We start from the raw sequence: 26,324 nt of genomic DNA, 5'->3' as shown, positions 1-26,324 counted from the left end.
ATGGTTAGAATCTATGCTCCGGCATCGATTGGTAATGTCAGCGTCGGTTTCGATGTGTTGGGTGCTGCGGTTTCACCGGTAGACGGCACCCTGCTTGGCGATTGTGTAAGTGTGACGGCGGCGGATAGTTTTAGCCTGCGCAACGAAGGTCGCTTTGTCAGTAAATTACCTGATGACCCGAAAGAGAATATCGTTTATCAATGTTGGGAACGTTTTTGTCAGGAAATCGGCAAAACCATCCCCGTGGCAATGGTATTGGAAAAAAACATGCCGATTGGTTCAGGGCTGGGATCCAGTGCTTGTTCGGTGGTGGCGGGCTTGATGGCGATGAACGAATTCTGTGGCAAGCCGCTGGATGAAGTGACGTTGCTAGGCCTGATGGGCGAGCTGGAAGGGCGCGTTTCTGGTAGCGTCCATTTTGATAATGTCGCCCCTTGTTATTTGGGCGGTATGCAACTGATTCTTGAGCAAGAAGGTTACATCAGTCAGGAAGTTCCTGGCTTTAACGACTGGCTGTGGGTGATGGCTTATCCGGGCATTAAAGTCTCCACCGCTGAGGCGCGCGCGATTTTACCGGCACAGTATCGCCGCCAAGACTGTATTTCACATGGGCGCAATTTGGCGGGATTCATTCATGCCTGCCACACTCAGCAACCAGATTTAGCCGCCAAGATGATGAAAGATGTGATCGCCGAGCCTTATCGCACACAATTACTGCCGGGTTTTGCTGCTGCTAGACAGGCAGCGCAGGATATCGGTGCATTGGCGTGTGGTATTTCTGGTTCCGGACCGACGCTGTTTGCTGTCTGTAACGACACTGAAACCGCACAGCGTATGGCGAGCTGGCTACAAAATCATTACCTGCAAAACGACGAAGGTTTTGTTCATATTTGCCGTCTGGATACCGCAGGCGCACGACTACTGGGATAACGCATGAAACTGTATAACCTTAAAGATCACAACGAGCAGGTCAGCTTCTCGCAAGCGATCAAACAGGGACTGGGTAAGCAGCAGGGGCTATTTTTCCCGCTAGAGTTGCCTGAATTTGACGTATCTGAAATCGACCAACTGTTGGATCTGGATTTTGTCACCCGCAGCAGCCGCATTTTATCCGCCTTTATTGGCAGTGAAATTGCGCCTGAAGTCTTAACCAAACGTGTTCAGGCCGCTTTTGAGTTTCCAGCGCCGGTAGCACAAGTTGAGAACGATATCGCCTCACTGGAGCTGTTCCACGGCCCTACGTTGGCATTTAAAGACTTTGGTGCGCGCTTTATGGCGCAAATGCTAGCCGAAGTCGCTGGCGACCAACCTGTCACTATCTTAACGGCCACCTCCGGTGACACCGGTGCCGCGGTTGCCCATGCCTTCTATGGCCTAAAAAATGTGCGCGTGGTGATCCTCTATCCGCGCGGCAAAATCAGCCCACTGCAAGAAAAGCTGTTTTGTACCCTGGGTGGAAATATCCATACAGTGGCTATTGATGGCGATTTTGATGCCTGTCAGGCGTTGGTGAAACAAGCCTTTGATGATGAAGAGCTCAAGCAAGCGTTGAGCTTGAACTCGGCTAACTCGATCAATATCAGCCGTTTACTGGCCCAAATTTGCTATTACTTTGAAGCGGTAGCCCAGTTACCACAAGACGCGCGTAATCAACTGGTTATCTCGGTACCCAGTGGTAATTTTGGTGATTTGACTGCGGGGTTGTTGGCAAAATCTTTAGGTTTGCCGGTGAAGCGTTTCATTGCCGCAACCAATGCGAACGATACCGTGCCACGTTTCTTGGTTAACGGTGAATGGAAACCAAAAGCGACCGTTTCGACGTTATCGAATGCCATGGATGTAAGCCAACCGAATAACTGGCCGCGCGTCGAAGAGCTGTATCGCCGCAAAGTTTGGCAATTGAAGGATCTAGGTCACGGCGCGGTGAGCGATGAAGTGACAAAAGAGACGATGCGTGAAATGGCAAAACTGGGTTACATCTCTGAGCCTCATGCGGCCATTGCGTATCGCGTGCTGCGTGATCAGTTGCAAGATGGTGAATTCGGTCTGTTTGTTGGTACTGCGCACCCGGCAAAATTCAAAGAAAGCGTCGAAGAAATTTTGGGGCAAGAATTACCGTTACCAAAACCATTGGCTATCCGGGCGCAATTACCGTTGCTGTCCCACGATTTGCCTGCTGACTTTGCGCAGATGCGGGCATTCTTAATGGCGTTGCCAAAGTAATTGGTCGCTATTGCTAAGTCGTAGAGCGAAGAGAAAGCGGACTATGGGAGTCGGCGACGCATGCCGCTGACGCATTCCTCGGTACGTTAAACTTTTCGCTCATCAAATTTAAAAGGCCACTGGCCTTTTAAATTTGTCATCGGGGTAATCATCTACAATACGAACAGCCACCGACGAAGACAAACTGAGCTACCGCCTAACTCATTCAGAAAATCAGTGTTGTTCGGCTCGCTTGAAGACAAGCTCATTTTTCGCTGACAATCCTGCATCAAACTCATAGCCTTCCAGGTTAAAATCAACCAGTTGTTCTGGCTTGGTGAGCTTATTCTGGATAACAAAGCGGCTCATCAAACCACGGGCTTTCTTGGCGTAGAAACTAATTATTTTGTACTTCCCGTTCTTCTCATCTAAGAACACTGGTTTTATCATTGAGCCGATCAATTTGGCCGGTTTTACCGCTTTAAAGTACTCATCAGACGCCAGATTAATCAGTACGTTATCTCCTTGCTGCGCCAGCGCTTGATTCAGCTTCTCTGTAATCAGATCACCCCAGAATGCATAAAGATCTTTGCCCTGTGAGTTCGCCAGCTTGATCCCCATTTCTAAGCGATAGGGCTGCATCAAATCCAACGGGCGCAACACACCATACAAGCCAGAAAGCATACGTAAATGTTGTTGGGCAAAGTCAAAATCAGCTTTACTGAACGTCTGAGCCTGCATGCCGGTATAAACATCACCTTTGAAGGCCAGAATAGCCTGACGTGCATTATCGGGGGTGAAATCGGGTTGCCATTCGCTAAAGCGAGCCGCATTTAAGCCGGCAAGTTTGTCACTAATCCCCATCAGACTGCTGATTTGTGCGGGCGTAAGATCGCGGCAAATTTCGATAAGTGCTTGTGACTTATCCAACATTTCAGGCTGAGTAAACTTTTTAGTCGCTAACGGACTTTGATAATCAAGGGTTTTGGCTGGGGAGATAATAATAAGCATCACGACATCCTGTTAATCCAGATAGCACACTGTAGCAAAAAGCGCGCGCCAGCAAAAAGAAGATTAGGCGATTGTTAAGATAGGTATCCCTAGCGAATTTGACGTTGTAGGCTAGTTAGCAGGTTGGCAAGTGAATGACGCTGCCAATAATTTTATGGTTAGATGGACATATTAGCGATGATATCGATAAGCTAAATCGTCTCAGCACGACACAAATGGACAGAATTGCTATTAATCAGTCGATATTCAGCTGTTTTGAAAGGCGAAAACGGTTGCTAACCGGAAACAGCAAGGTTGCGCTTTTTTTAATCAGTTTAACTGCCTTGCACCAAGGCTTACGCATGTTATTATCAAGACAAGGCAGGGCTTCGAAAGCGCCTATCTTGCGAAATGCCTAACATTGCAATCGTAGTAATAACCGCTTTCAAAGCAATAAAAGTTGTTCTAAGCAATTTAAACTTTCGATATGCCAAAAGTTCATGCACAAACGACGAGAAACGACAACATGACCGATAAACTTACTTCCCTACGTCAAATCACCACTGTAGTCGCCGATACTGGGGATATCGCGGCAATGAAACTGTATCAGCCGCAAGATGCAACCACTAACCCTTCGCTTATTCTGAATGCTGCTCAAATTCCTGAATATCGCAAATTAATTGATGAAGCTGTCGCTTGGGCTCGTGCTCAAAGCAACGATCACGCACAGCAGATCGTGGATGCCACTGACAAACTGGCCGTCAATATTGGTTTGGAAATTCTGAAACTGATCCCAGGCCGTATTTCTACCGAAGTTGATGCTCGCCTGTCCTATGACACTGCTGCCAGCGTGGCAAAAGCCAAACGCTTGATCAAACTTTATAATGAAGCGGGCATCAGCAATGACCGTATCCTGATCAAACTGGCTTCTACTTGGCAGGGGATCCGTGCCGCAGAGCAACTGGAAAAAGAAGGTATTAACTGCAACCTGACACTGCTGTTCTCCTTCGCTCAAGCGCGTGCTTGTGCTGAAGCTAATGTATTCCTGATTTCACCGTTTGTGGGCCGTATTCTTGATTGGTACAAAGCCAATGGCGACAAAAAAGAGTTCGCGCCAAACGAAGATCCAGGTGTGGTTTCAGTCACCGAAATCTATCAGTACTACAAAAAACACGGTTATAAGACTGTGGTCATGGGCGCAAGCTTCCGTAATCTGGGCGAAATCATTGAGTTGGCCGGTTGTGACCGTCTGACCATCGCACCATCACTGCTGAAAGAGCTGGCAGAAAGCGAAGGTCCAGTTGAGCGTAAACTGTCTTACACTGGTGAAGTTCAAGCTAAACCAGCACCATTGACTGAAGCTGAATTCTACTGGCAGCACAATCAAGACCCTATGGCGATTGATAAACTGGCTGACGGTATTCGTAAGTTTGCCATTGATCAGGGTAAACTTGAGAAGATGATTTCAGAGCTGCTGTAATCTCCGTTGAATACGCGGGATTTGAAGAAAAGGTGGCGAAAGCCGCCTTTTTTATTTCTATTCTTTAATCGCTTATACCTTGCCATAGACCAGTATTTCCCTTGGTTCATCAATTGCAAAGGTTTACCGTCGGGCCACCACTTGAATCACTTTGGGTATGCTATCATTCGACCAGATAAAGGTATTTTGTCGAGGTAGTCGCATGAATATATTACGTATAGGTTTAGTGTCCGTATCTGATCGGGCATCAAGCGGGATTTATCAGGATAAAGGCATCCCAGCGCTGGAAGAGTGGCTGGCAAGTGCACTAAGCACTCCCTTTGAAATTGAAGCGCGTCTTATCCCTGATGAGCAAACGCTGATTGAACAAACATTGTGTGAATTAGTGGATGAAATGGGTTGCCATTTAGTCTTAACCACTGGAGGAACAGGCCCTGCACGGCGTGATGTTACGCCAGATGCGACATTAGCGATTGCCGATCGTCAAATGCCTGGATTCGGCGAACAAATGCGTCAAATCAGCCTACATTATGTTCCTACTGCTATTTTATCCCGCCAAGTAGGGATCATCCGCAAACAAGCATTGATCATCAACTTACCGGGGCAACCTAAATCAATTAAAGAGACGTTAGAAGGCGTGAAAGATGCTCAATCGAACGTGGTTGTTGCAGGTATTTTTGCCAGTGTCCCTTATTGTATCCAATTGCTGGATGGACCTTATATAGAGACCAATGCGGAAGTGGTAGCGGCTTTTCGTCCGAAGAATGCCATTATCGATATAAAAAACTAAATTAAAAGTTTATGCAGCATTAGGTACCATTATACGAGTGTGGGGAATTTTGTACGGTATAGTCATATTTACTTTACGAAAGACTGAAAATATTTTTCTTCCCCAACTCTGGTTTACTACGGTGTCATATGTCTCAAGAACACAACTCATCTCAAAGCGACTCATCCCAACAACATAATCATAATCGTCGTTTGAATAAGCAAGATTATAAAACACTGACGCTGGCGGCATTAGGCGGGGCGTTAGAGTTTTATGACTTTATTATCTTCGTTTTTTTTGCTGCGGTGATTGGCGATCTCTTCTTCCCGGTCGATATGCCTGAATGGCTGCGTCAAGTGCAGACATTTGGTATTTTCGCTGCTGGCTATCTCGCCCGCCCACTGGGTGGCATTATCATGGCCCACTTTGGTGACTTGGTTGGCCGCAAGAAGATGTTTACTCTCAGTATTCTATTAATGGCCATACCTACGTTGGCAATTGGTATGCTGCCTACTTACGCCTCTATCGGTATTGCGGCACCGCTGCTATTGCTCTTTATGCGTGTATTGCAAGGCGCAGCAATTGGTGGTGAAGTCCCTGGCGCATGGGTCTTTGTGGCAGAACATGTGCCGCGTCGACGTATTGGGATTGCCTGTGGCACGTTAACCGCCGGTTTGACTGCGGGGATCTTATTAGGATCACTGGTCGCAACAGCAATGAATACTACCTTGAGTCATCAGGCCATATTAGACGGCGGCTGGCGTGTACCGTTCTTCCTCGGGGGTATCTTCGGTCTGTTCGCGATGTATTTACGTCGTTGGTTACAAGAAACGCCTATTTTCAAAGAAATGCAGGCACGTAAAGCCTTGGCAGATGAGTTACCGTTGAAATCTGTGGTGGTGAATTACAAAAAAGAAGTGGTCGTGTCGATGTTACTCACTTGGCTGCTTTCGGCGGGTATCGTCGTCGTTATCTTGATGACACCGACTTACTTACAAAAGCAGTTTGGCGTGCTGCCGGCATTGGCATTACAGGCGAACAGTTTGGCGATTGTCGCACTGGTGTGTGGCTGTGTGATTGCAGGATTAGTCATTGACCGCGTTGGCGCCAGTAAAACTTTTATTGTCGGTAGCTTGATGCTGGCGCTATCCACATGGTCGTTCTATCACACTAATCTTACAGATCCGACCCAACTGTTTACTCATTATATGATGGCTGGTTTTTGCGTCGGCTTAGTGGGTGCAGTACCTTATGTGATGGTGCGTGCTTTCCCTGCGGAAGTTCGTTTCACAGGGATATCATTCTCCTACAATGTGGCTTATGCCATATTCGGCGGTCTGACACCTATTCTAGTGACGTTATTGATGAAGATTACCCCTATGGCACCAGCATATTATATGTTGCTACTATCGTTGGTTGGGCTGCTGCTGGGCGTTTATCTGCGTAATGACATTAATAGTGAAGTGAAAATTAATCTGACGAAGAAGGTGATGGGGTAGTTATTCCTCGTAACCAGAAGTCAGTCCATCATCAAAAAGCCCATAATGCGAATAAAGGTTATGGGCTTTTGTGTTTGTGACGCCAATCAGAATCCTGATTTGAAGTTAAAGCCGACCTTTTGTTTAACCCGCGCTGAGGGGCTGGAAATTACCTCAGAAAACAATGTAATAGCACCTTTCTCCTTTAGATATTGAGCTAAAGCAATTACAGCAGCCGTTCCCGCTCCTCTAACTGTCCCTTCACGATTTGGGGTTAGCACATAATCCGGCAGTGTCGCTGATGCGACTAGTTCAACTTGATTTCTATTATTAAAACGATCTGCCAGCACAATCGCGATAGTTTTGCCTCGGAATTTGACAACAACATAAATCTCGCCTGGGCGCTTAATGATCAATCTGCGGTGAATAATGCCTGTAACAATATGACCTGCATGAAGGGTTTTACTAAATTCAGCAGCCAAATCAGGATTAGCGTCGAGATCGACAACATGGGAACCTTGATATTGTTCGCCCCATTGAACGATGGTCTCAGCCAGTTCTGCTCGTGAGGCGCGAATCTTTTCTATTTCCTCTGCGGACAGTTTTTCTGCTTCTTCAGGAGTCGGTGTTGCGATTATTTCTATTTCAAAATTTGAGTCATGCTGAGGGACCTGTTCACCATGTTCCATAATCATTGGTATGGTTGGCCTATATACGAATGTTTCCAGTAATAGCTCATAAATACCGAGTGGTAGTTGTTCTACTTGGCTCGGCATGTCATCCGATGCGTAATAAGCAGTATGAGCGAGATAACTTAATTGAGCATAATCGAACGCGGTTTTAATTTGGCCAAGAGAGTTACCCTTGCTTCTATCGACAACCTTTTCTCTTACTGCATTACTGAAACGCTGCTCTAATTCTGCATCTTCTACAACCGCACCTGTGCTCCCTGTTTTTATAATTGAATCAATGATTTTACTAAAGTACTCTGAATTCCAAGTACTCAAGTCATTACCAAATAACAAGGTAAAATCAGTCATGATATCTAGCGTCCAATCAATACAGGGTGGCCGTCCCTGACGATTAGGGCGGGAGCTTATTAATCTGTAAATCGAGGTTTCACAGGTTTTAGCGACAGCCGGTAGACTTAATGATTGGTGATGGTTTGTGCTATCAATATAGCTTAACATCAGATAATTTTCGTAAACACCATCACTGGTATTATTGTTAGCTATTTTGGATATAGTTATTGGCTTTAGTGGACGACTCTCACCTGCAATATGTAATGTTTTTTCTTTTGTATTATTGCTGAAGTAATCAAGTGCATTAAATATAATTCCATCTAACTGCTGACATGTTCCATGGGTAATGTAGTTATAGATATTAAGAAAAGGAGTGAATGAACATATTGCTTTACTGGTTTGAGATAAATCTCTTTTCTCTGAATTTTTCCTTCCGGTATCAGCAGTCAGTATAGCTCTATTTATGATCACAGGTATATTGTAGTAATTGTAATTTTCAATAGTTAGTTCTGGATTGATTTGTTTTTCTTTTAACCATTTAAACGAAATGATAGGTGATATATCGACTAACTGTTTTTTTTCTGTTTGGATATATTGGTATTGAACGAAATCATCACTAAGTTGTATGATAAATGCTAGTTCATTTGCATTTTTTTTGTATTCAAAATTGAACTGATTAAGTTCTTTGTAGTCGGAGAAAATAATTTCATTTTCAGTCACATTGATGCTTGGACCCTTAGATAAATTAATGCTATACCCTTCAATTTTACGAGAATATTTACTATTAAGAATAAGTATTATTTGTCTGTTAACTAAGCGCCCATCATGCCAATATCTGCCAAAGGCATCAGAGAGATTTATTTTGTGTGTGCTTAAAATAGTGCATATTCTATTGCAGTTTAGATTCTTGTTTTCAGATACTTTAATGCTGCTTATTTCACGGTTTATCCCTAATCGTTTTAACTGATTAACATTGGCACTCTCTACTAACGTGAAGAACGGAGGGCTGAAATTATCATTTTTATAGATTTTTGCCATCATCCCTGATGGTATCATTATTGATTGTACACTGTCATTGTCAATTATTTTGGGGTCTGATTCTGATTGGAGTGACTTTTTAAACTCAGCGTATAAATCTATTTTTTGGCCTGAATATAAACAGGTATTTTCACCTTCGAAGTCTTTTTCCGTATAAAAACAGGTGCTGTCATCTGAGTAAACAGATGTGGATACTATTAATATAATACTGATAAATAGTTTGATGGCTATTCTCATTGACATCCCCTTAGCTTCGTTAATTAAAGTATGGGTTCTTGTCGCGGCGAGAGGATTATATAATAAGGCTGTACTTTTACCTTTTCTATTTTACAATCATTCATTGAGATGAAATTATGGTGCGTTTTTTATTACGCAATGTATTAACTCAAGTTGCTTAAATATAATCTAGCTGTAATGAATAAAAACACACCGAATATTATCTAGTTTTTAACATTCAGTGTGTTTTTAATTGAATATTTCTGGTGGTTCTCGACTTAAACTGCCGGTTGTACTTGTAAAGCTTGGCTTGGCTCACCAATAGGTAACACAGTACGACCATATTGTTCGTTCAGCACTTCCGCCATTGCGAGATAAATCGCGCTGGCACCACAAATAATACCTTCAAAACCAGCAAAGACCAGCAGTGAATGATTACCCGTGAAGTTGCCCACAGCCAGCAATGCAAACAGTAGTGTTAGGCTACCGAAAACAAACTGCAAGGCACGGTTAGCTGGTAAAGTACCGAAGAACATAAAGAGCGTGAAAATGCCCCACAGACCTAAATAAACGCCCAGGAACTGAGCATCAGTAGCTTCTGCCAGACCCATCTTAGGCAGCATCAGCAAACCAACGAGGCTCAGCCAGAATGCGCCGTAGGAAGTAAATGCAGTTGCCGCAAAGGTATTACCCTTTTTGTACTCCAATAAGCCGGCCAGAATTTGTGCTAAGCCGCCATAAAAAATCCCCATACTCAGAATCACAGAAGTTAAGGGAAAGAAGCCTGCGTTATGCAGGTTAAGCAAGACGGTAGTCATCCCAAAGCCCATAAGGCCTAATGGGCCAGGATTCGCCAACTTGGTGGTGTTCATAAGTCCTCTGTCACTAACAGAATGCTAAAAAATGGATATACCTTTCCAGCTCGACACTGCCAATGGTGAGTAGACAACCCACCGACAGCCCTAAGCATTTTGGGTATCATTATCCGAAAATGTATACAGCGCCGGAATGACCAAAAAGTCGTCAATTATCCAAGTGCGCGCGGCATCATAATGATCCCCGCGATTGGAAACAATGATCTTGAAGGTAATAAAAAGTAATTTTTTTTCATCTCCCCCCTTGATGCAGCGTTTCGTGGCCCCATCTTATTCCCAACCGCAGGGCTAATCGGGGATCAGCGCGGACGTGCACTTACTCAGTTTTGAGCATGAAAACATTGATTAAGAAAATATGGGCAGTTGAAAAGAAGTAATCCGCCCACATATAGATTAGTAACTTGACCGAATATGACTTTTTAGTGGAGGCGTTTTAGATGGGTAAAATTATTGGTATCGACTTGGGTACTACCAACTCTTGTGTAGCTATTATGGATGGCGTAAAAGCGCGTGTGCTGGAGAACAGCGAAGGTGATCGCACTACACCTTCTATCATCGCTTATACCCAAGATGGTGAAATTCTGGTTGGTCAACCTGCTAAGCGTCAGGCTATTACTAACCCACAAAATACATTGTTTGCTATCAAGCGTTTGATTGGCCGTCGTTTCCAAGATGAAGAAGCGCAGCGTGATAAAGATATCATGCCGTACAAAATCGTAGCAGCTGACAATGGCGACGCTTGGGTTGAAGTAAAAGGCCAGAAAGTGGCACCACCGCAGATTTCTGCTGAAGTACTGAAAAAAATGAAGAAAACGGCTGAAGATTTCTTGGGTGAACCTGTCACCGAAGCCGTTATTACTGTTCCTGCTTACTTTAACGATGCTCAGCGTCAGGCAACCAAAGATGCTGGCCGTATCGCAGGCTTAGAAGTAAAACGTATCATCAACGAACCAACCGCTGCAGCATTGGCCTATGGTTTGGATAAAGAAGTCGGCAACCGTACTATCGCGGTTTATGACCTCGGTGGTGGTACTTTCGATATCTCTATTATCGAAATCGATGATGTAGACGGTGAAAAAACTTTCGAAGTTCTGGCGACCAACGGTGATACACACTTGGGTGGTGAAGACTTCGATAGCCGCTTGATCAACTACCTGGTTGATGAGTTCAAGAAAGACCAGGGTATGGATCTGCGTACCGATCCGCTGGCCATGCAGCGCCTGAAAGAAGCCGCTGAGAAAGCAAAAATTGAGCTGTCTTCAGCTCAGCAGACTGACGTCAACCTGCCGTATATTACGGCTGATGGCAGCGGTCCAAAACATATGAACATCAAAGTGACTCGTGCGAAATTGGAGTCACTGGTTGAAGATTTGGTTAACCGTTCTATTGAACCACTGAAAGTTGCATTGCAAGACGCTGGGCTGTCTGTTTCCGATATCCAAGACGTTATCTTGGTGGGTGGTCAGACCCGTATGCCAATGGTTCAAAAGAAAGTTGCTGACTTCTTTGGCAAAGAACCACGTAAAGACGTTAACCCAGATGAAGCTGTAGCGATTGGTGCGGCAGTGCAGGGTGGTGTTCTGTCTGGTGAAGTGAAAGACGTCCTGTTGCTGGACGTGACCCCACTGTCACTAGGTATTGAAACCATGGGTGGTGTGATGACTCCGCTTATCACCAAAAACACCACTATCCCAACTAAGCACAGCCAAGTGTTCTCTACTGCAGAAGACAACCAATCTGCGGTAACCATCCATGTGCTGCAGGGTGAGCGTAAACGTGCACAGGATAACAAGTCTCTGGGTCAGTTCAATCTGGATGGGATTCAGGCGGCACCTCGTGGTACGGCACAAATCGAAGTGACCTTCGATATCGATGCTGATGGTATTTTGCATGTGTCTGCTAAAGACAAAACTACTGGCCGTGAACAGAAGATTACCATCAAGGCATCTTCTGGTTTGAACGAGGAAGAAATCCAAAAAATGGTACGCGATGCTGAAGCTAACGCTGAAGCTGACCGTAAGTTTGAAGAGTTGGTTCAGACTCGTAACCAAGCTGACCACCTGATTCATGGTACACGTAAGCAGTTGGAAGAAGCCGGTGACAAACTGCCAGCAGAAGACAAAACAGCTATCGAAGAGGCTATGAAAGCGTTAGAAGCAGCGCTGAAAGGCGAAGATAAAGCTGAAATCGAAGCGAAAACTCAGGCTCTGGTGCAGGTTTCTGGCAAATTGCTGGAAATGGCACAGCAGCAGCAAGCAGCCGCAGGCGGTGAAGCTGGTGATACCAGTGCTAAGAAAGAAGACGACGTTGTAGACGCCGAATTCGAAGAAGTAAAAGACAAAAAATAATCGCCCTTAAGCGGGCACAGCAGTGGTAGGCCTTACTGTTGCTGGAAACCAGCACGGGCGTCGAGGAAACTCTACGCCCGTGCACGCATGTTAAGGGTAGGAAAAAAAGAGAATGGCGAAGCGAGATTATTACGAGGTTTTGGGCGTTAAAAAGGACGCCGATGAACGTGAGATCAAAAAGGCCTATAAACGCCTGGCAGTAAAGTATCATCCGGACCGTAATCAGGACGAGAACGATACCGGTGAGAACTTCAAGGAAGTTAAAGAAGCCTACGAAATTCTGACTGACCCACAAAAACGTGCCGCATACGATCAGTATGGCCATGCTGCCTTCGAACAAGGTGGTATGGGGGGCGGTGGTTTCGGTGGCGGTGGTGCTGATTTTAGCGATATCTTTGGCGACGTTTTCGGGGATATTTTTGGTGGTGGACGCCGTCAGCGTGCATCTCGTGGTTCGGATCTACGTTACAACATGGATCTGACTTTGGAAGAAGCCGTACGCGGTGTCACCAAAGAAATCCGCATCCCTACACTGAACGAGTGTGATGTTTGTCATGGCAGCGGTGCAAAACCAGGTAGTTCGCCAGTCACATGTTCTACTTGTCGTGGTGCCGGTCAGGTACATATGCGCCAAGGGTTCTTTACCGTTCAGCAGGCATGTCCTACTTGCCATGGTAGCGGTCAGATCATTAAAGACCCGTGTAACAAGTGCCATGGGCATGGCCGAGTTGAGAAGTCAAAAACACTGTCGGTTAAGATCCCAGCAGGCGTTGATACCGGTGACCGCATTCGCTTATCGGGCGAAGGTGAAGCCGGTGAGCACGGTGCACCAGCAGGCGATTTATACGTTCAAGTACAAGTCAAAGCGCACCCAATATTCGAGCGTGAAGGCAATAACTTGTATTGTGAAGTGCCAATTAACTTCGCAATGGCAGCCTTGGGTGGCGAGATTGAAGTACCAACACTGGATGGCCGCGTTAAGCTGAAAGTACCAGCAGAAACTCAAACGGGTAAATTATTCCGTATGCGCGGTAAAGGTGTTAAATCCGTACGTGGCGGGAGTCAAGGTGACTTGCTTTGTCGCGTTGTCGTGGAAACACCTGTTCATCTGAGTGAAAAGCAGAAACAATTGCTACGTGAACTTGAAGAAAGTTTTGTGGGTGCTGCGGGTGAGAAAAATAGCCCCCGCTCTAAAAGCTTTCTAGATGGTGTGAAAAAATTCTTCGACGATTTGACTCGTTAGAATTAATCCGCCAACGAATAGCTTAATCAAAATACGGATTAGGCCAGTAAAAATACGATGCCGGTCAATTTAGGATTAGTCCATAGATCCTAGGTTGATCGGCATTGTGCTTTATAGTCGATATTGACTATTTACGCTAAGGATAAAATGAATTCAAAAACGTTGCTTGTCATGATCTCTTGCCACTGTGTACGACAGTAGCTCATGCAATGCAATGGCATTAGTGACAAATCATATTTGATGATAAATGACTCTGTGAAAAGGGTGAATAGGAAATATTTGGCAACTTCATTTCATTCTTAATAGAGTAATTTTATTGAATAATAACGTTAGATTAGATCTAATTTTCATACCATTTATTTGTAATTAATTGATTTCATCTGGTTAAATATCACTTGGTTTTCATATAATACAGTTTTGTGATTATATCGTTATTTATTTTTCAATTAATTGATGTAGTAATAATTTTATTCATTATTATTTATAGGTGACAAGGTGAGTGTTTATGAGCTTGCTAATTATCTGATTTGTTGTTAATTGATTTTGTGAAATATTTTATCAGTTAAATCATCAGCTTGAGTTACTATCTTTTGTTTTTTTAATTACAATTAAAATACTGATGCATTAATGTAAATAAAAACACACAATCAATTAATCATTATAATTAATATTAATTTGAGTTGTTTTTTATTCGAGTAATAATTATGTGCCGAACATATCTTTTCCTGTACTTACGTTAACAGGGAAGTCCTATGTTTGCATTATCGATTATCACGCTTATTTAATATTCAAGTTGAGGTATTATTATAATGGTAATTAATAAGAATTTTGCGCATGAAAATGAAACAGCAGCATTGTACTTAATGGACTTAATCATGGGTTACAGTTATCAGGCGTCACTTCGTGCTGTGGCGGTTCTAGGTGTGGCTGATCATCTTCTAAGTGGGCCAAAAACAGCGAAGGAACTTGCAAAGGAATTGGGTGTAGAGGCACTCCCGCTACATCGGATAATGCGGCTCCTAACTACTAGGGATGTCTTCAAGGAAATTGAGGGGCAGCAATTTGCTCTCACTCCTGCGGCCGAATGTCTGTGTAAGTCCTCTCCCTATTCGTTGCGTGCAGCCGCAATGATGTTAACTGATGAAACATTTTGGCGCCCTACGGGCATTATTACTGAAAGTGTTCGTGGTCACTCTGCCTTTAAGAAAATCTTTAACACATCGTTCTTCGAGTATTGGTCACGGCCCGAGAATCACACCGACGAAAATGATTTCCACGCCGGCATGTCGTCAATGTCAGAAGTGGAAAATCCTTGTTTGGTGCGTAGTTACGATTTCCCAAAAAATGCGACAGTGGTTGATGTGGCTGGGGGAATGGGAGGATTGCTGCTTAGAGTGTTACAGGCGAATCCAACACTCCATGGTATTTTATTTGATAGGGATCCTGTTTTGGCCAGAGCTCGTCTTGGTGAACTTGGGGATGATTCGCGCTGGGAACTTCAGCCGGGTAGTTTCTTCGAGTCATGCCCACCGGCTGACATTTATATGCTGAAATATATTGTTCATGATTGGCCAGATGAGAAAGCAACAGAAATACTTCGTTGTTGCCGTAAGGCTATGCGGCCTAATGGCAAAGTGTTGATCATGGACACTCTTATTCAAGAAGATAACAAACCTCATTTCGGTAAAAGTATGGATATTCTGATGTTAGCGAGCTTTGATGGTGGGAGGGAACGCACAGAAGATGAGTTGAAAGGGCTGCTTGCAGATGCTGACTTAAAAATAAACCGCATCATCGATACCGGCACTTACTTAACGATTGTCGAAGCAGTAGCTCGTTAATGATAGGGAGATGACCACGTAGAATGTTGCTAGTTTCATTAAGCCCATAACAGTGATGTATGGGCTTTTTTTCCTATATCAAATTAGTTTTCCTTCGGCTCCAAGAGCTATCCTATGAGTTACAACCTTGCATTCCACAAGACGAGCTGACTTTTCCCTATAAATGTGATCAATAGAATCTATTGCTCGGTTATTCCGAGTGTTTGTTGCTATAAAAACGACTTTTTACGAGTTAATAATTAGCCTAGAATTTATAAATTATTTGCCAGCTTTTCTGGCTTTTTTTCTGTCCGATGTAAGGAGTATTCATTGTGACAAATATGATTCGTCAATTTTTGCGCCAAGAGGCCGCGGGGGGGCTGATTTTAATCTTTGCCGCTGTCGTCGCCTTAATAATGGCTAACACTCAGTTGCAAGGGATTTATCAATCATTTCTTGATGTACCCGTATCCGTCAAGATCGCATCGTTGGATATCAGTAAACCACTGTTGTTGTGGATTAATGATGGCTTAATGGCGGTGTTCTTTCTGGTTGTAGGACTAGAAGTTAAGCGCGAACTGATGGAAGGTTCTTTGGCGGGGCGCGATAAAGCTGTCTTCCCTGCGATTGCTGCGTTAGGCGGCATGTTGGCACCAGCCTTGATTTATTTAATGTTTAATGGGGCCGATGAAGTGACTCGCCAAGGTTGGGCAATTCCAGCGGCAACGGATATTGCTTTTGCTCTTGGGGTGATGGCGCTGCTGGGGAATAGAGTCCCAACGAGCCTGAAAGTCTTTTTACTGGCACTGGCGATTATTGATGATCTCGGCGTCATCATTATTATTGCGCTGTTCTACACCCATGAAGTTTCAGTACAGGCTTTGGGGATCGCAGCGGCGGCTATTGCACTGTTGGGGTATATGAACTGGCGTGGTGTTGGGAAAACATCAGCCTATTTGCTAGTAGGGTTAGTGCTGTGGGTGTGCATTCTTAAATCTGGTGTACATGCGACCTTAGCGGGTGTGATTGTTGGCTTTATGATACCGCTGCATACCAAAGATAAGCGTTCACCTTCAGAATCTCTGGAACATGGCTTGCATCCGTGGGTCGCCTATTTGATTCTGCCCATTTTTGCATTTGCTAACGCCGGTGTATCGCTGCAAGGCGTCTCTTTCTCTGGTTTGACGTCGTTGCTACCGTTGGGGATTGCGAGCGCTCTGTTTGTGGGCAAACCACTGGGCATTTTCGTCTTTAGTTGGTTAGCGGTTAAGTTAGGGATTGCTAAACTGCCTGATGCGATAAACTTTAAGCAGATCTTTGCGGTATCAGTACTCTGTGGTATCGGCTTTACTATGTCGATATTTATTGCCTCACTCGCCTTTGGTGACGCAGATATTGCTCTGACAAAGTATTCGAAATTGGGCATATTGCTAGGTTCGACTGCAGCGGCGGTCGTCGGTTACAGTTTATTGCGTTTGGCCTTACCCACAAACAAAAAGCTGTCTGACTAGCTTAGTATTTTGACGTTGCCGGTGTCAGGCAAAGGCACCGGCAGTTTTACTTGATGGAATTCCTGGCTCACAGTTTGTGAAGCCTAAAACAAGGAATGTTTTATCGTGCATTTGGCCCTATATCTGGCTTCGCGATATGTTAAGGAGATAACGACATGCGAGTATCACACATCAATTTTAACCATCTTTACTATTTCTGGCAGGTCTGCAAAGAAGGATCTGTTGTGGGTGCCGCAGGCGCATTATTCCTAACGCCACAAACCATTACCGGTCAAATAAAGGCATTGGAAGAGAGGTTGGGCGGTAAACTGTTTAAGCGGCAAGGGCGTGGGTTAGTGCCTTCTGAACTGGGGCAGTTGGTTTTTCGTTATGCCGATAAAATGTTCATGCTGAGCCATGAAATGCTCGATATTGTTAACTATCGCAAAGAATCTAACCTACTTTTCGATGTGGGTGTCGCTGATGCATTATCCAAGCGTTTGGTGAGTCAGGTGCTAGAAACCGCGGTAGTTGATAATGAAAAGATTCATTTACGCTGTTTTGAATCGACTCACGAATTACTTCTTGAGCAATTGAGCCAGCATAAGCTGGATATGATTGTGTCGGATTGTCCTGTTGATTCCAGTCAACAAGAAGGGTTGTTCTCAGTAAAACTCGGCGAATGTAGCGTAAGTTTTTATTGTCGCCAGCCTGTCCCTGATTTGCCTTTCCCTGCGTGCTTGCAGCAAAAGCGCTTGCTGGTTCCAGGGCGTCGTTCAATGCTTGGGCGAAAATTATTGAATTGGATTAATAGCAAAGGGCTACAAGTAGAGATTTTGGGGGAGTTCGATGATGCCGCGCTGATGAACGCTTTCGCTATCTACAATGATGCCATTTTTGTCGCGCCAACAATTTATGCTGCTGATACCTATGCCAAAGATGAGCGAATTGTAGAAATTGGCCGTTTAGACAATGTGCAAGAAGAGTATTACGTGATTTTTGCAGAACGAATGATCCAGCATCCAGCCGTTCAACGGGTATGCAATAAAGATTTCTCAGCACTTTTTAGTGGCTAAACGCTTGCTTGGGTAGTGTACGATGAAGATATAAGCAATTTTTCGCGAGGATTATTGCTCTATTGAAGGCTCTACTGACGTACGGTTCTACTGACGATAGTGCAGCGCATTCCTTGTGATGACACCTAATGACAGGCATAAAAAAACCGGCCTAGGCCGGTCTTTTTACAAGCAATCAATGTAAAGCAATTACTGCATTGCGTTGATTTGCGCGACTAAGTTTGACTTATGACGTGCTGCTTTGTTTTTGTGGATCAGACCTTTACAGGACTGACGATCCACGATTGGTTGCATTTCATTAAATGCTTTTTGCGCTGCGTCTTTATCGCCAGCTGCAATTGCCGCATACACCTTCTTAATGAAGGTACGCACCATTGAGCGACGGCTAGCGTTATGCTTGCGGCGTTTCTCAGACTGTACGGCGCGTTTCTTAGCTGATTTGATATTAGCCAAGGTCCAACTCCCAAATATATTCTATTGAGGACAATTCAAAGGCCGAGGAATATGCCCTTTTAGCCTTCGTTTGTCAATGGATTTGTGCAAATAAGCGCCGTTTGTACGGGCGGCACTTGCTACGTTGTGATGGAGCGGGATTTTACCAGCTTCGCGCTGTGGAATACAGTCTTTCGAAAGAAAATTCCACAGTTCACTGCCTCGAAGGGATTCGACGGTGGTTCTTGTAAAAATCTCAGCCTGCTTCTGTATTCAACGGCGAACGTATTCTACAGGATAAAGTCAGTAAAAGGGATTTTACCTGCATATAATTGGCAAAATGGTATGACTTTCGACTAAAGGTGCCAATCGCGGGTTAACCTTAACCGCTGTACAAGGTATAATCCGGCGATTTCCACTGTTTTGAGCCAGCTATGGAGCTAATTCGCGGTATACATAATATCCGGGCACGCCACCATGGTTGCGTGTTAACTATCGGTAACTTTGATGGTGTCCATCGCGGGCATCAAGCCTTATTGGAGCAGCTAAAGCGCGAAGGTCAGCGTTTAGGGCTACCTGTTATGGTCATGATATTTGAACCGCAACCACTGGAATTGTTTGCAGCGGACAAAGCACCAGCACGACTGACGCGTTTGCGTGATAAGGCCCGATATCTGGCCGAAGCGGGTGTTGACTATTTATTGTGCGTTAAATTTGATCCGCGTTTTGCAGCGAATACTGCGCAAGCATTTGTTGCTCAGTTGCTGGTCGAGAAGTTGGGTGTTAAGTTTTTAACTGTTGGTGATGATTTCCGTTTTGGTGCAGAACGCCAAGGGGATTTTCATCTGCTACAGCAGGCCGGTGCTGAGTTTGGTTTTGATGTCATCAGTACTGACAGTTTCTGTGACGGCGGGTTGCGCATTAGCAGCACGGCGATTCGCCAGGCACTTCAGGACGATGACCTCATGTTGGCTGAGGCACTGTTAGGCCACCCGTACAGTATTTCTGGCCGTGTGGTACACGGTGATGAGTTGGGGCGAACGATTGGTTTCCCTACAGCAAACTTGCCGTTAAAACGTTTAGTTGCTCCGGTAAAAGGAGTGTATGCAGTTGATGTTTATGGCTTAGGTCCAGAGCCATTACCCGGTGTTGCCAATATTGGCACTCGGCCTACAGTTGCCGGTGTTCGCCAGCAACTCGAGGTTCATCTGCTAGATGTGACAATGGATCTTTATGGGCGTCATATCGATGTGGTGCTCCGCGCAAAACTGCGCAATGAACAGCGTTTTGCTTCGCTCGATGCCCTGAAGCAGCAAATCGCCAATGATGTGGTGACGGCCCGAACATTTTTTGGGCTAAAGACACCGGTTTAATATTTCTAGCCGAAACGGAACCGAGAATCTAATGAGTGACTACAAGAATACCCTGAATTTACCTGAAACAGGGTTCCCGATGCGCGGCGATCTGGCTAAGCGTGAACCTGACATGCTGAAACGTTGGTATGAGCAGGATCTGTACGGGATTGTTCGTACGGCCAAGAAAGGTAAAAAGACCTTTATTCTGCATGATGGCCCTCCTTATGCGAACGGCAGCATTCACATTGGTCACTCTGTTAACAAAATTCTCAAAGATATTATTATTAAGTCGAAAGGAATGGCTGGCTACGACTCACCTTATATTCCAGGTTGGGACTGCCATGGTTTGCCTATCGAGTTAAAAGTTGAGCAGTTAATTGGTAAGCCGGGTGAGAAAGTCAGCGCTGCTGAATTCCGTACAGCCTGCCGTAAATATGCCGCTGAGCAAGTTGAAGGCCAGAAGGCGGACTTTATCCGTTTGGGCGTTTTAGGCGATTGGGACCATCCTTATCTGACGATGGATTTCAAAACTGAAGCCAATATCATTCGTGCGTTAAGCAAAATCATTGATAACGGCCACCTGCACAAAGGCGCGAAGCCAGTGCATTGGTGTACCGATTGCGGTTCGTCATTGGCTGAAGCTGAAGTTGAATATTACGACAAAACCTCACCTTCTATTGATGTGCGTTTTAACGCCGTTGATACCGCCGCAGTGAGCGCAAAATTTGGTACCACTCAAGCCAATGGCCCGATATCTCTGGTTATCTGGACGACTACTCCGTGGACGTTGCCCGCTAACCGCGCCATCTCACTGAATGCTGAATATATCTATCAGTTGGTGCAGGTTGAAGGCGAATGTCTGATTCTGGCGGAAGATCTGGTTGAGAGCGTCATGAAACGCGCCGGTATCGCTGAATGGACCGTTTTAGGTAGCTGTAAAGGCGCTGATCTTGAATTACTGCGTTTTTCTCATCCGTTTATGGGCTTCGATGTCCCCGCAATTTTAGGCGACCACGTCACATTGGATGCGGGTACAGGTGCCGTCCATACTGCACCAGGCCACGGCCCTGATGACTTTGTTATCGGTCAAAAATACGGTTTGGAAGTTGCCAATCCAGTGGGGCCAAATGGTTGCTATTTGGCGGGCACTTACCCAACACTTGATGGCCTATTTGTCTTTAAAGCTAATGATGTGATCGTTGAACTGCTGCGTGAAAAAGGCGCTTTACTGAAAGTGGAGAAACTGGTGCACAGCTACCCATGCTGCTGGCGCCACAAAACGCCAATTATTTTCCGCGCCACGCCACAATGGTTCATCAGCATGGACCAGAAAGGCTTGCGTAAGCAGTCACTGGAAGAAATTAAAGGTGTTCAGTGGATCCCTGATTGGGGCCAAGCACGTATTGAAACGATGGTCGCTAATCGTCCAGATTGGTGCATTTCGCGTCAGCGTACTTGGGGCGTACCGATGTCTCTGTTTGTGCACAAAGAGACTGAAATGCTGCACCCACGTAGTACTGAATTGATGGAAGCAGTCGCCAAACGTGTTGAGCAAGACGGCATCCAAGCGTGGTGGGATCTTGATCCTGCTGAGATCTTAGGGGCTGATGCAGCCGATTACATTAAGGTACCAGATACCTTAGACGTGTGGTTTGACTCTGGTTCAACCCATTCTTCTGTGGTTGATGTGCGCCCTGAGTTTAATGGTCATAGCCCAGATATGTATTTGGAAGGTTCTGACCAGCACCGCGGCTGGTTTATGTCATCACTGATGATTGCGACTGCGATGAAGGGCAAAGCGCCTTATCGTCAAGTGTTGACTCATGGGTTCACCGTTGATGGTCAAGGGCGCAAAATGTCCAAATCCATCGGGAACACCATTAGCCCGCAAGATGTCATGAACAAGTTGGGTGGTGACATCCTGCGTCTGTGGGTCGCTTCGACCGATTACACCGGCGAAATTGCTGTTTCTGATGAAATACTAAAACGTTCTGCTGACTCTTATCGCCGTATTCGTAATACAGCACGCTTCTTGCTGGCTAACCTGAATGGCTTTGATCCTGCCGTACATCAGGTGAAACCAGAAGATATGGTTGTGGTGGATCGCTGGGCGGTAGGCCGTGCTCAAGCGGCACAAGCTGAGATCATGCAAGCATATGAAAATTACGATTTCCATTTGGTTGTGCAACGTTTGATGCAGTTCTGCTCGGTTGAGATGGGTTCTTTCTATCTGGATATCATCAAAGACCGCCAGTACACCGCGAAAAGTGATAGCGTTGCCCGTCGTAGCTGCCAAACTGCGTTATTCCATATTGCTGAAGCCTTGGTTCGCTGGATGGCTCCTATCATGTCCTTCACGGCCGACGAAATTTGGAATCAACTGCCGGGTGAGCGGCCGCAGTATGTTTTCACTGAAGAATGGTATGACGGCTTGTTCGGGTTGGCGAGCACTGAGGGCATGAACGATACTTTCTGGGCCGAGCTGCTGAAAGTCCGTGGTGAAGTCAACAAAGTATTAGAGCAGGCTCGTAGCGATAAGCGTATCGGTGGTTCGTTAGAAGCCGCAGTGACTTTGTACGCCGAACCTGAATTAGCGGCACGTTTGAACAGCTTGCAAGATGAGCTGCGCTTTGTGTTGCTGACTTCTGGTGCGACTGTCGCAGATTATGCTCAAGCAGGTGATGATGCCGTGCAAAGTGAGCTGATCACCGGTCTGAAAATTACCTTTAACAAGGCTGACGGTGAGAAGTGTCCACGTTGCTGGCATTACACCCAAGATGTCGGTTTGGTGGCGGAACATGCTGAACTGTGTGGTCGCTGTGTTACTAACGTCGCCGGTAACGGTGAAGAGCGTAAGTTTGCCTAATGAGTAAGCCTATTTGTTCGACCGGATTGCGTTGGCTATGGCTAGCGGTACTGGTGGTGATTTTGGATCTTGGCAGCAAACAGTGGGTTATGACCCACTTTGCGTTGTATGAATCCATGCCACTGATTCCTTTTTTCAATCTGACCTATGCGCAAAACTATGGTGCGGCATTTAGCTTCCTTGCGGATAAAAGCGGTTGGCAGCGCTGGTTCTTTGCTGGGATTGCCATCGGTATTTCAGTTGTATTGATGGTGATGATGTACCGCTCCACGGCTAAACAACGCCTGATAAACTGTGCTTATGCATTAATTATTGGTGGTGCTCTCGGGAATTTGTTTGACCGTTTAGTACATGGCGCAGTGAACGATTTCATCGATTTCTACGTCAATAATTGGCACTTCCCGACGTTCAATCTGGCCGATGTCGCGATTTGTATCGGTGCTGCGTTGGTGATATTTGAAGGCTTCTTGAGCCCAGCTGATAAAACGGCGATTGATAAAGAAGGTGAGTGATATGTCTGAAGGTGTGCAAAGTATTCAAGTACAAGACAACAGTGCGGTATTGGTGCACTTCACTCTGAAGCTGGAAGATGGCTCAACGGCGGAATCAACCCATATTAACGGGAAACCTGCACTATTTCGGCTAGGCGATAACAGCCTATCCGATGCATTGGAGCAGCAGCTAATTGGCTTGAAAGTGGGTGATAAGCATACTTTTACCTTGCAACCTGAAGATGCGTTTGGCATAGAAAGTCCTGACCTGATTCAGTATTTCACTCAGCGTGATTTTGCGTTAACAGGGGTGCCGGATGCCGGCACCATCATGCTCTTTACCGCGCGCGATGGCAGTGAAATGCCGGGTGTGGTGCGTGAGGTTGCAGAAGAGTCTATTACTGTTGATTTTAATCACCCGTTGGCAGGACATATCGTCAGCTTTGAAATTGAAGTGCTGGAGATTGACCCCCAACAGGAGGCTGCCCATGCAGATATTGCTGGCTAATCCACGAGGCTTTTGCGCCGGAGTTGATCGGGCTATCAGTATTGTTGAACGCGCGATTGAAATGTACGGCGCGCCCATTTATGTGCGGCATGAAGTGGTACACAACCGTTATGTGGTTGATAGTCTGCGTGAACGTGGGGCTATTTTCATCGAAGAAATCTCTGAAGTGCCTGATGGTTCGATTCTGATTTTTTCTGCCCACGGGGTTTCACAGGCAGTTCGTGCGGAAGCCCGTGAACGTGAGTTAACGATGTTGTTTGATGCAACCTGTCCGTTGGTGACTAAAGTGCATATGGAAGTTGCACGCGCCAGCCGTAAAGGTAAAGAAGCTATCCTGATTGGTCATGCGGGTCATCCGGAAGTCGAAGGCACGATGGGGCAATACAGCAACCCGAAAGGGGGGATGTATCTGGTTGAGTCACCCGAGGATGTTTGGGCTCTGAATGTCAAAGACGAAGATAATCTGTGTTTCATGACACAAACGACTTTGTCCGTTGATGATACATCTGCCGTTATTGATGCGCTGCATAAACGTTTTCCGAAGATTGTTGGTCCACGCAAAGATGATATCTGCTATGCCACAACCAATCGGCAAGAAGCGGTACGTAATCTAGCCAATGATACCGATGTGGTACTCGTTGTTGGCTCGAAAAACTCTTCTAACTCTAACCGGTTGGCTGAGTTGGCTCAGCGAATGGGGAAATCAGCTTACCTGATTGACTCTGCTGCTGATATCCAAGAGTCATGGCTAGCAGGCGCTGCGCGGATTGGTGTGACGGCTGGTGCCTCGGCTCCTGATATCTTGGTGCAACAAGTGATTTCACGTTTGCAAGAACTGGGTGCCGGCGGTTCTATTGAGCTCAGCGGTCGTGAAGAGAGCATCGTCTTCGAAGTTCCCAAAGAATTACGTGTGGATATCAAACAGATCGATTGATTCTTTTCAGCACAGATATATATGCGTTAACCCATACTAAGCAGCCGCAGTGGCTGCTTTTTTTTATCGTGAAAATGGCGATTTTGCCATGTTGGCGAATAAGACTAGGGCTAACTAACACAGTGATGGGCAGAATAAGCAGCAATAAATGACAGCGTAACTTGCACTATAACTGAATGAATATGCGCACTAACGGCAAACAAGCAGATCAAGCGTTCTGAAAGTGACGTGGGATGAATGAGATGCTGCCGGACTAAGATTAAATAACGATATTTAAGGCTTTAAGTGGTTTCGCTGATAAACGCGAGCGTATATCATTTTTTTCTAATACAGACTAAATAGACTGGCGGAGTCCATAGTGGGCGGCTAATCTGAACCCTTGTCAGGGTAGATGACACAACATGAGGAGAAATCATGACTGAATCAACAATTCGTATTGCTGTTGTTGGCGCTGGAGGCCGTATGGGCCGGCAATTGATCCAAGCAATCACCGATACAGATGGTGTTGCACTGGGTGCTGCTGTTGAACGCGAAGGCTCCACACTAATAGGCAGTGATGCGGGTGAACTGGCTGGAACCGGTTTGTTAGGTATTACTGTAAGTGATGATTTATCCAAGGTGATTGATCATTTTGATGTGTTGATCGATTTTACTCGCCCAGAGGGCACATTAGCGCATTTAGCCATTTGTCGCCAACATCGCAAAGCGATGGTTATCGGCACTACGGGCTTCGATGAGGCCGGTAAAGCAGCCATTCGTGAGGCAGCAACCGATATTGGTATCGTATTTGCGGCTAACTTTAGTGTTGGGGTTAATGTTGTGCTCAAGTTGCTCGAAAAAGCAGCTAAAGTGATGGGTGACTATACCGATATCGAAATAATTGAAGCTCACCACCGGCATAAAGTGGATGCGCCTTCAGGTACGGCATTAGCCATGGGGGAAGCGATTGCTGACTCACTCGGTTGGTCATTGAAAGAACATGCTGTTTATAGTCGTGAAGGCCATACTGGTGAGCGTAAGCCTGGTACAATCGGCTTTGCGACAGTGCGTGCTGGCGATATCGTCGGTGAGCATACCGCGATGTTTGCGGATATTGGTGAGCGTGTTGAAATCACCCATAAAGCGACCAGTCGCATGACATTTGCCAATGGTGCGGTAAAGTCCGCTATATGGGTATCAAAGCTTGATAATGGTCAGTTTGATATGCGTGATGTCCTGAATTTGAACGAACTTTAACGATGTAAAGCACAGCCAGTGATGTGGTTGTTTTTATCATAATCATTTGATAATAGGGCAATATTTTATTGTCCTTTTTTATTTTGTCACTTAATTTCCACTTTCAATCCAATTTTTGTCTATTAGCTACAAAACATTGTGTTTTAAGTGATGTTTTCCCCTTTTATCTCCTAAATGAAGCAAGCATATGTACTTTTCGCCCTTCTGAACCACTATTTACCAACCATTGGCCCTCGCAACCGATTACTCTATAAAGTTAGTATGTGATTTTGCCGTGATAACTCACTTATTTTAATGAAAACGGCAAAAAATAGAGAAAAAATGGCACTATTAGTAGACAAGAGCATCACTCATCATTAAAATGCGCCCAATTTGCCAAAAATTAGCTTTGAGGGCGGTTTTTGCATTGATTTAGATCGTTAGATGTGAATTAATATGCAAATAATGTGACTGTT

Annotated in this window: 20 protein-coding genes; 16 read left to right on the top strand and 4 right to left on the bottom strand. The window is 45.3% G+C overall.

Features of this window, described 5'->3' with window-relative positions; genetic code table 11:
* Positions 1-930, top strand: a complete 930-nt coding sequence (thrB, locus tag DA391_RS19045) for a homoserine kinase (RefSeq protein ID WP_049604852.1) — start codon at positions 1-3, stop codon at positions 928-930.
* A gap of 3 nt (positions 931-933) precedes the next feature.
* The gene (thrC, locus tag DA391_RS19040; protein WP_019211149.1) at positions 934-2,223 is read left to right on the top strand and encodes a threonine synthase; all 1,290 of its coding nucleotides are present in this window, start codon (positions 934-936) and stop codon (positions 2,221-2,223) included.
* Positions 2,224-2,436: 213 nt separating this feature from the next.
* On the opposite strand, the gene yaaA is transcribed toward thrC, so the two are convergent.
* Positions 2,437-3,213 carry a peroxide stress protein YaaA gene (gene yaaA / locus DA391_RS19035; protein ID WP_050285831.1) on the bottom strand — a complete coding sequence of 259 codons (777 nt, stop codon included), beginning with the start codon at positions 3,211-3,213 and terminating at the stop codon, positions 2,437-2,439.
* Between the two features lie 505 nt (positions 3,214-3,718).
* Here yaaA and tal point away from each other — a divergent pair.
* The 3 genes from tal (at position 3,719) to DA391_RS19015 (ending at position 6,940) form a co-directional block, all read left to right on the top strand.
* Positions 3,719-4,672 carry a transaldolase gene (gene tal, locus DA391_RS19025; RefSeq protein ID WP_108088073.1) on the top strand — a complete coding sequence of 318 codons (954 nt, stop codon included), beginning with the start codon at positions 3,719-3,721 and terminating at the stop codon, positions 4,670-4,672.
* 202 nt (positions 4,673-4,874) lie between these two features.
* Positions 4,875-5,462: a molybdopterin adenylyltransferase gene (mog, locus tag DA391_RS19020; RefSeq protein ID WP_108088072.1), complete on the top strand. Its 588-nt coding sequence runs from the start codon at positions 4,875-4,877 to the stop codon at positions 5,460-5,462.
* 128 nt (positions 5,463-5,590) lie between these two features.
* Positions 5,591-6,940, top strand: a complete 1,350-nt coding sequence (locus DA391_RS19015) for an MFS transporter (RefSeq protein ID WP_050080169.1) — start codon at positions 5,591-5,593, stop codon at positions 6,938-6,940.
* Positions 6,941-7,026: 86 nt separating this feature from the next.
* On the opposite strand, the gene DA391_RS19010 is transcribed toward DA391_RS19015, so the two are convergent.
* Both DA391_RS19010 and satP read right to left on the bottom strand, forming a co-directional pair.
* Positions 7,027-9,216: a GNAT family N-acetyltransferase gene (locus DA391_RS19010; protein WP_240624758.1), complete on the bottom strand. Its 2,190-nt coding sequence runs from the start codon at positions 9,214-9,216 to the stop codon at positions 7,027-7,029.
* Between the two features lie 257 nt (positions 9,217-9,473).
* A complete protein-coding gene (gene satP, locus DA391_RS19005; protein WP_050080171.1) occupies positions 9,474-10,067 on the bottom strand; it encodes an acetate uptake transporter in 594 nt (197 codons plus the stop codon).
* 440 nt (positions 10,068-10,507) lie between these two features.
* Here satP and dnaK point away from each other — a divergent pair, with 440 nt between their 5' ends.
* The 5 genes from dnaK (at position 10,508) to nhaR (ending at position 18,047) form a co-directional block, all read left to right on the top strand.
* The gene (gene dnaK / locus DA391_RS19000; RefSeq protein WP_019211141.1) at positions 10,508-12,418 is read left to right on the top strand and encodes a molecular chaperone DnaK; all 1,911 of its coding nucleotides are present in this window, start codon (positions 10,508-10,510) and stop codon (positions 12,416-12,418) included.
* 112 nt (positions 12,419-12,530) lie between these two features.
* Positions 12,531-13,661 carry a molecular chaperone DnaJ gene (gene dnaJ / locus DA391_RS18995; RefSeq protein ID WP_019211140.1) on the top strand — a complete coding sequence of 377 codons (1,131 nt, stop codon included), beginning with the start codon at positions 12,531-12,533 and terminating at the stop codon, positions 13,659-13,661.
* An 809-nt stretch (positions 13,662-14,470) separates the two neighbouring features.
* Positions 14,471-15,502, top strand: a complete 1,032-nt coding sequence (locus DA391_RS18990; protein ID WP_050080172.1) for a methyltransferase — start codon at positions 14,471-14,473, stop codon at positions 15,500-15,502.
* Positions 15,503-15,813: 311 nt separating this feature from the next.
* A complete protein-coding gene (gene nhaA / locus DA391_RS18985; RefSeq protein ID WP_050872479.1) occupies positions 15,814-16,992 on the top strand; it encodes a Na+/H+ antiporter NhaA in 1,179 nt (392 codons plus the stop codon).
* Positions 16,993-17,147: 155 nt separating this feature from the next.
* Positions 17,148-18,047: a transcriptional activator NhaR gene (nhaR, locus tag DA391_RS18980; protein WP_049604846.1), complete on the top strand. Its 900-nt coding sequence runs from the start codon at positions 17,148-17,150 to the stop codon at positions 18,045-18,047.
* A gap of 189 nt (positions 18,048-18,236) precedes the next feature.
* On the opposite strand, the gene rpsT is transcribed toward nhaR, so the two are convergent.
* Entirely contained in the window at positions 18,237-18,500 is a 264-nt protein-coding gene (gene rpsT / locus DA391_RS18975) for a 30S ribosomal protein S20 (RefSeq protein ID WP_002220715.1), read from the bottom strand.
* A gap of 413 nt (positions 18,501-18,913) precedes the next feature.
* Between rpsT and ribF the strand changes: the two genes are divergently transcribed.
* From ribF to dapB, 6 genes are all read left to right on the top strand, one after another.
* Positions 18,914-19,852, top strand: coding sequence for a bifunctional riboflavin kinase/FAD synthetase (gene ribF, locus DA391_RS18960; RefSeq protein WP_050080174.1), 939 nt, complete (start codon positions 18,914-18,916; stop codon positions 19,850-19,852).
* Positions 19,853-19,883: 31 nt separating this feature from the next.
* Positions 19,884-22,700 (top strand): isoleucine--tRNA ligase, encoded by a 2,817-nt coding sequence (ileS, locus tag DA391_RS18955; protein ID WP_108088070.1) that lies wholly within the window; start codon positions 19,884-19,886, stop codon positions 22,698-22,700.
* A complete protein-coding gene (lspA, locus tag DA391_RS18950) occupies positions 22,700-23,212 on the top strand; it encodes a signal peptidase II (protein ID WP_019211134.1) in 513 nt (170 codons plus the stop codon). The genes ileS and lspA overlap by 1 nt, the downstream gene beginning before the upstream one ends.
* Before the next feature lies 1 nt (position 23,213).
* Positions 23,214-23,699 carry an FKBP-type peptidyl-prolyl cis-trans isomerase gene (fkpB, locus tag DA391_RS18945; RefSeq protein ID WP_050080176.1) on the top strand — a complete coding sequence of 162 codons (486 nt, stop codon included), beginning with the start codon at positions 23,214-23,216 and terminating at the stop codon, positions 23,697-23,699.
* The gene (gene ispH, locus DA391_RS18940) at positions 23,680-24,633 is read left to right on the top strand and encodes a 4-hydroxy-3-methylbut-2-enyl diphosphate reductase (protein ID WP_050080178.1); all 954 of its coding nucleotides are present in this window, start codon (positions 23,680-23,682) and stop codon (positions 24,631-24,633) included. Before fkpB ends, ispH begins: the two co-directional genes overlap by 20 nt.
* 414 nt (positions 24,634-25,047) lie before the next feature.
* Positions 25,048-25,869 carry a 4-hydroxy-tetrahydrodipicolinate reductase gene (gene dapB / locus DA391_RS18935; protein WP_050080179.1) on the top strand — a complete coding sequence of 274 codons (822 nt, stop codon included), beginning with the start codon at positions 25,048-25,050 and terminating at the stop codon, positions 25,867-25,869.
* Positions 25,870-26,324: the final 455 nt, after the last annotated feature.

This window comes from Yersinia massiliensis, assembly GCF_003048255.1.
GTDB classification, from domain to species: domain Bacteria; phylum Pseudomonadota; class Gammaproteobacteria; order Enterobacterales; family Enterobacteriaceae; genus Yersinia; species Yersinia massiliensis_A.
The sequence above is the reverse complement of the archived record's forward strand: the minus strand, read 5'-3'. Positions and strand labels throughout refer to the sequence as shown.

Coding starts and splice junctions, on each gene's coding strand:
- lspA (WP_019211134.1), top strand. CDS start 22,700: ATGAGTAAGCCTATTTGTTCGACCGGATTGCGTTGGCTATGGCTAGCG.
- mog (WP_108088072.1), top strand. CDS start 4,875: ATGAATATATTACGTATAGGTTTAGTGTCCGTATCTGATCGGGCATCA.
- DA391_RS19015 (WP_050080169.1), top strand. CDS start 5,591: ATGTCTCAAGAACACAACTCATCTCAAAGCGACTCATCCCAACAACAT.
- DA391_RS18990 (WP_050080172.1), top strand. CDS start 14,471: ATGGTAATTAATAAGAATTTTGCGCATGAAAATGAAACAGCAGCATTG.
- dnaJ (WP_019211140.1), top strand. CDS start 12,531: ATGGCGAAGCGAGATTATTACGAGGTTTTGGGCGTTAAAAAGGACGCC.
- tal (WP_108088073.1), top strand. CDS start 3,719: ATGACCGATAAACTTACTTCCCTACGTCAAATCACCACTGTAGTCGCC.
- thrB (WP_049604852.1), top strand. CDS start 1: ATGGTTAGAATCTATGCTCCGGCATCGATTGGTAATGTCAGCGTCGGT.
- ribF (WP_050080174.1), top strand. CDS start 18,914: ATGGAGCTAATTCGCGGTATACATAATATCCGGGCACGCCACCATGGT.
- ileS (WP_108088070.1), top strand. CDS start 19,884: ATGAGTGACTACAAGAATACCCTGAATTTACCTGAAACAGGGTTCCCG.
- thrC (WP_019211149.1), top strand. CDS start 934: ATGAAACTGTATAACCTTAAAGATCACAACGAGCAGGTCAGCTTCTCG.
- ispH (WP_050080178.1), top strand. CDS start 23,680: ATGCAGATATTGCTGGCTAATCCACGAGGCTTTTGCGCCGGAGTTGAT.
- DA391_RS19010 (WP_240624758.1), bottom strand. CDS start 9,216: ATGAGAATAGCCATCAAACTATTTATCAGTATTATATTAATAGTATCC.
- satP (WP_050080171.1), bottom strand. CDS start 10,067: ATGAACACCACCAAGTTGGCGAATCCTGGCCCATTAGGCCTTATGGGC.
- yaaA (WP_050285831.1), bottom strand. CDS start 3,213: ATGCTTATTATTATCTCCCCAGCCAAAACCCTTGATTATCAAAGTCCG.
- nhaR (WP_049604846.1), top strand. CDS start 17,148: ATGCGAGTATCACACATCAATTTTAACCATCTTTACTATTTCTGGCAG.
- fkpB (WP_050080176.1), top strand. CDS start 23,214: ATGTCTGAAGGTGTGCAAAGTATTCAAGTACAAGACAACAGTGCGGTA.
- dapB (WP_050080179.1), top strand. CDS start 25,048: ATGACTGAATCAACAATTCGTATTGCTGTTGTTGGCGCTGGAGGCCGT.
- dnaK (WP_019211141.1), top strand. CDS start 10,508: ATGGGTAAAATTATTGGTATCGACTTGGGTACTACCAACTCTTGTGTA.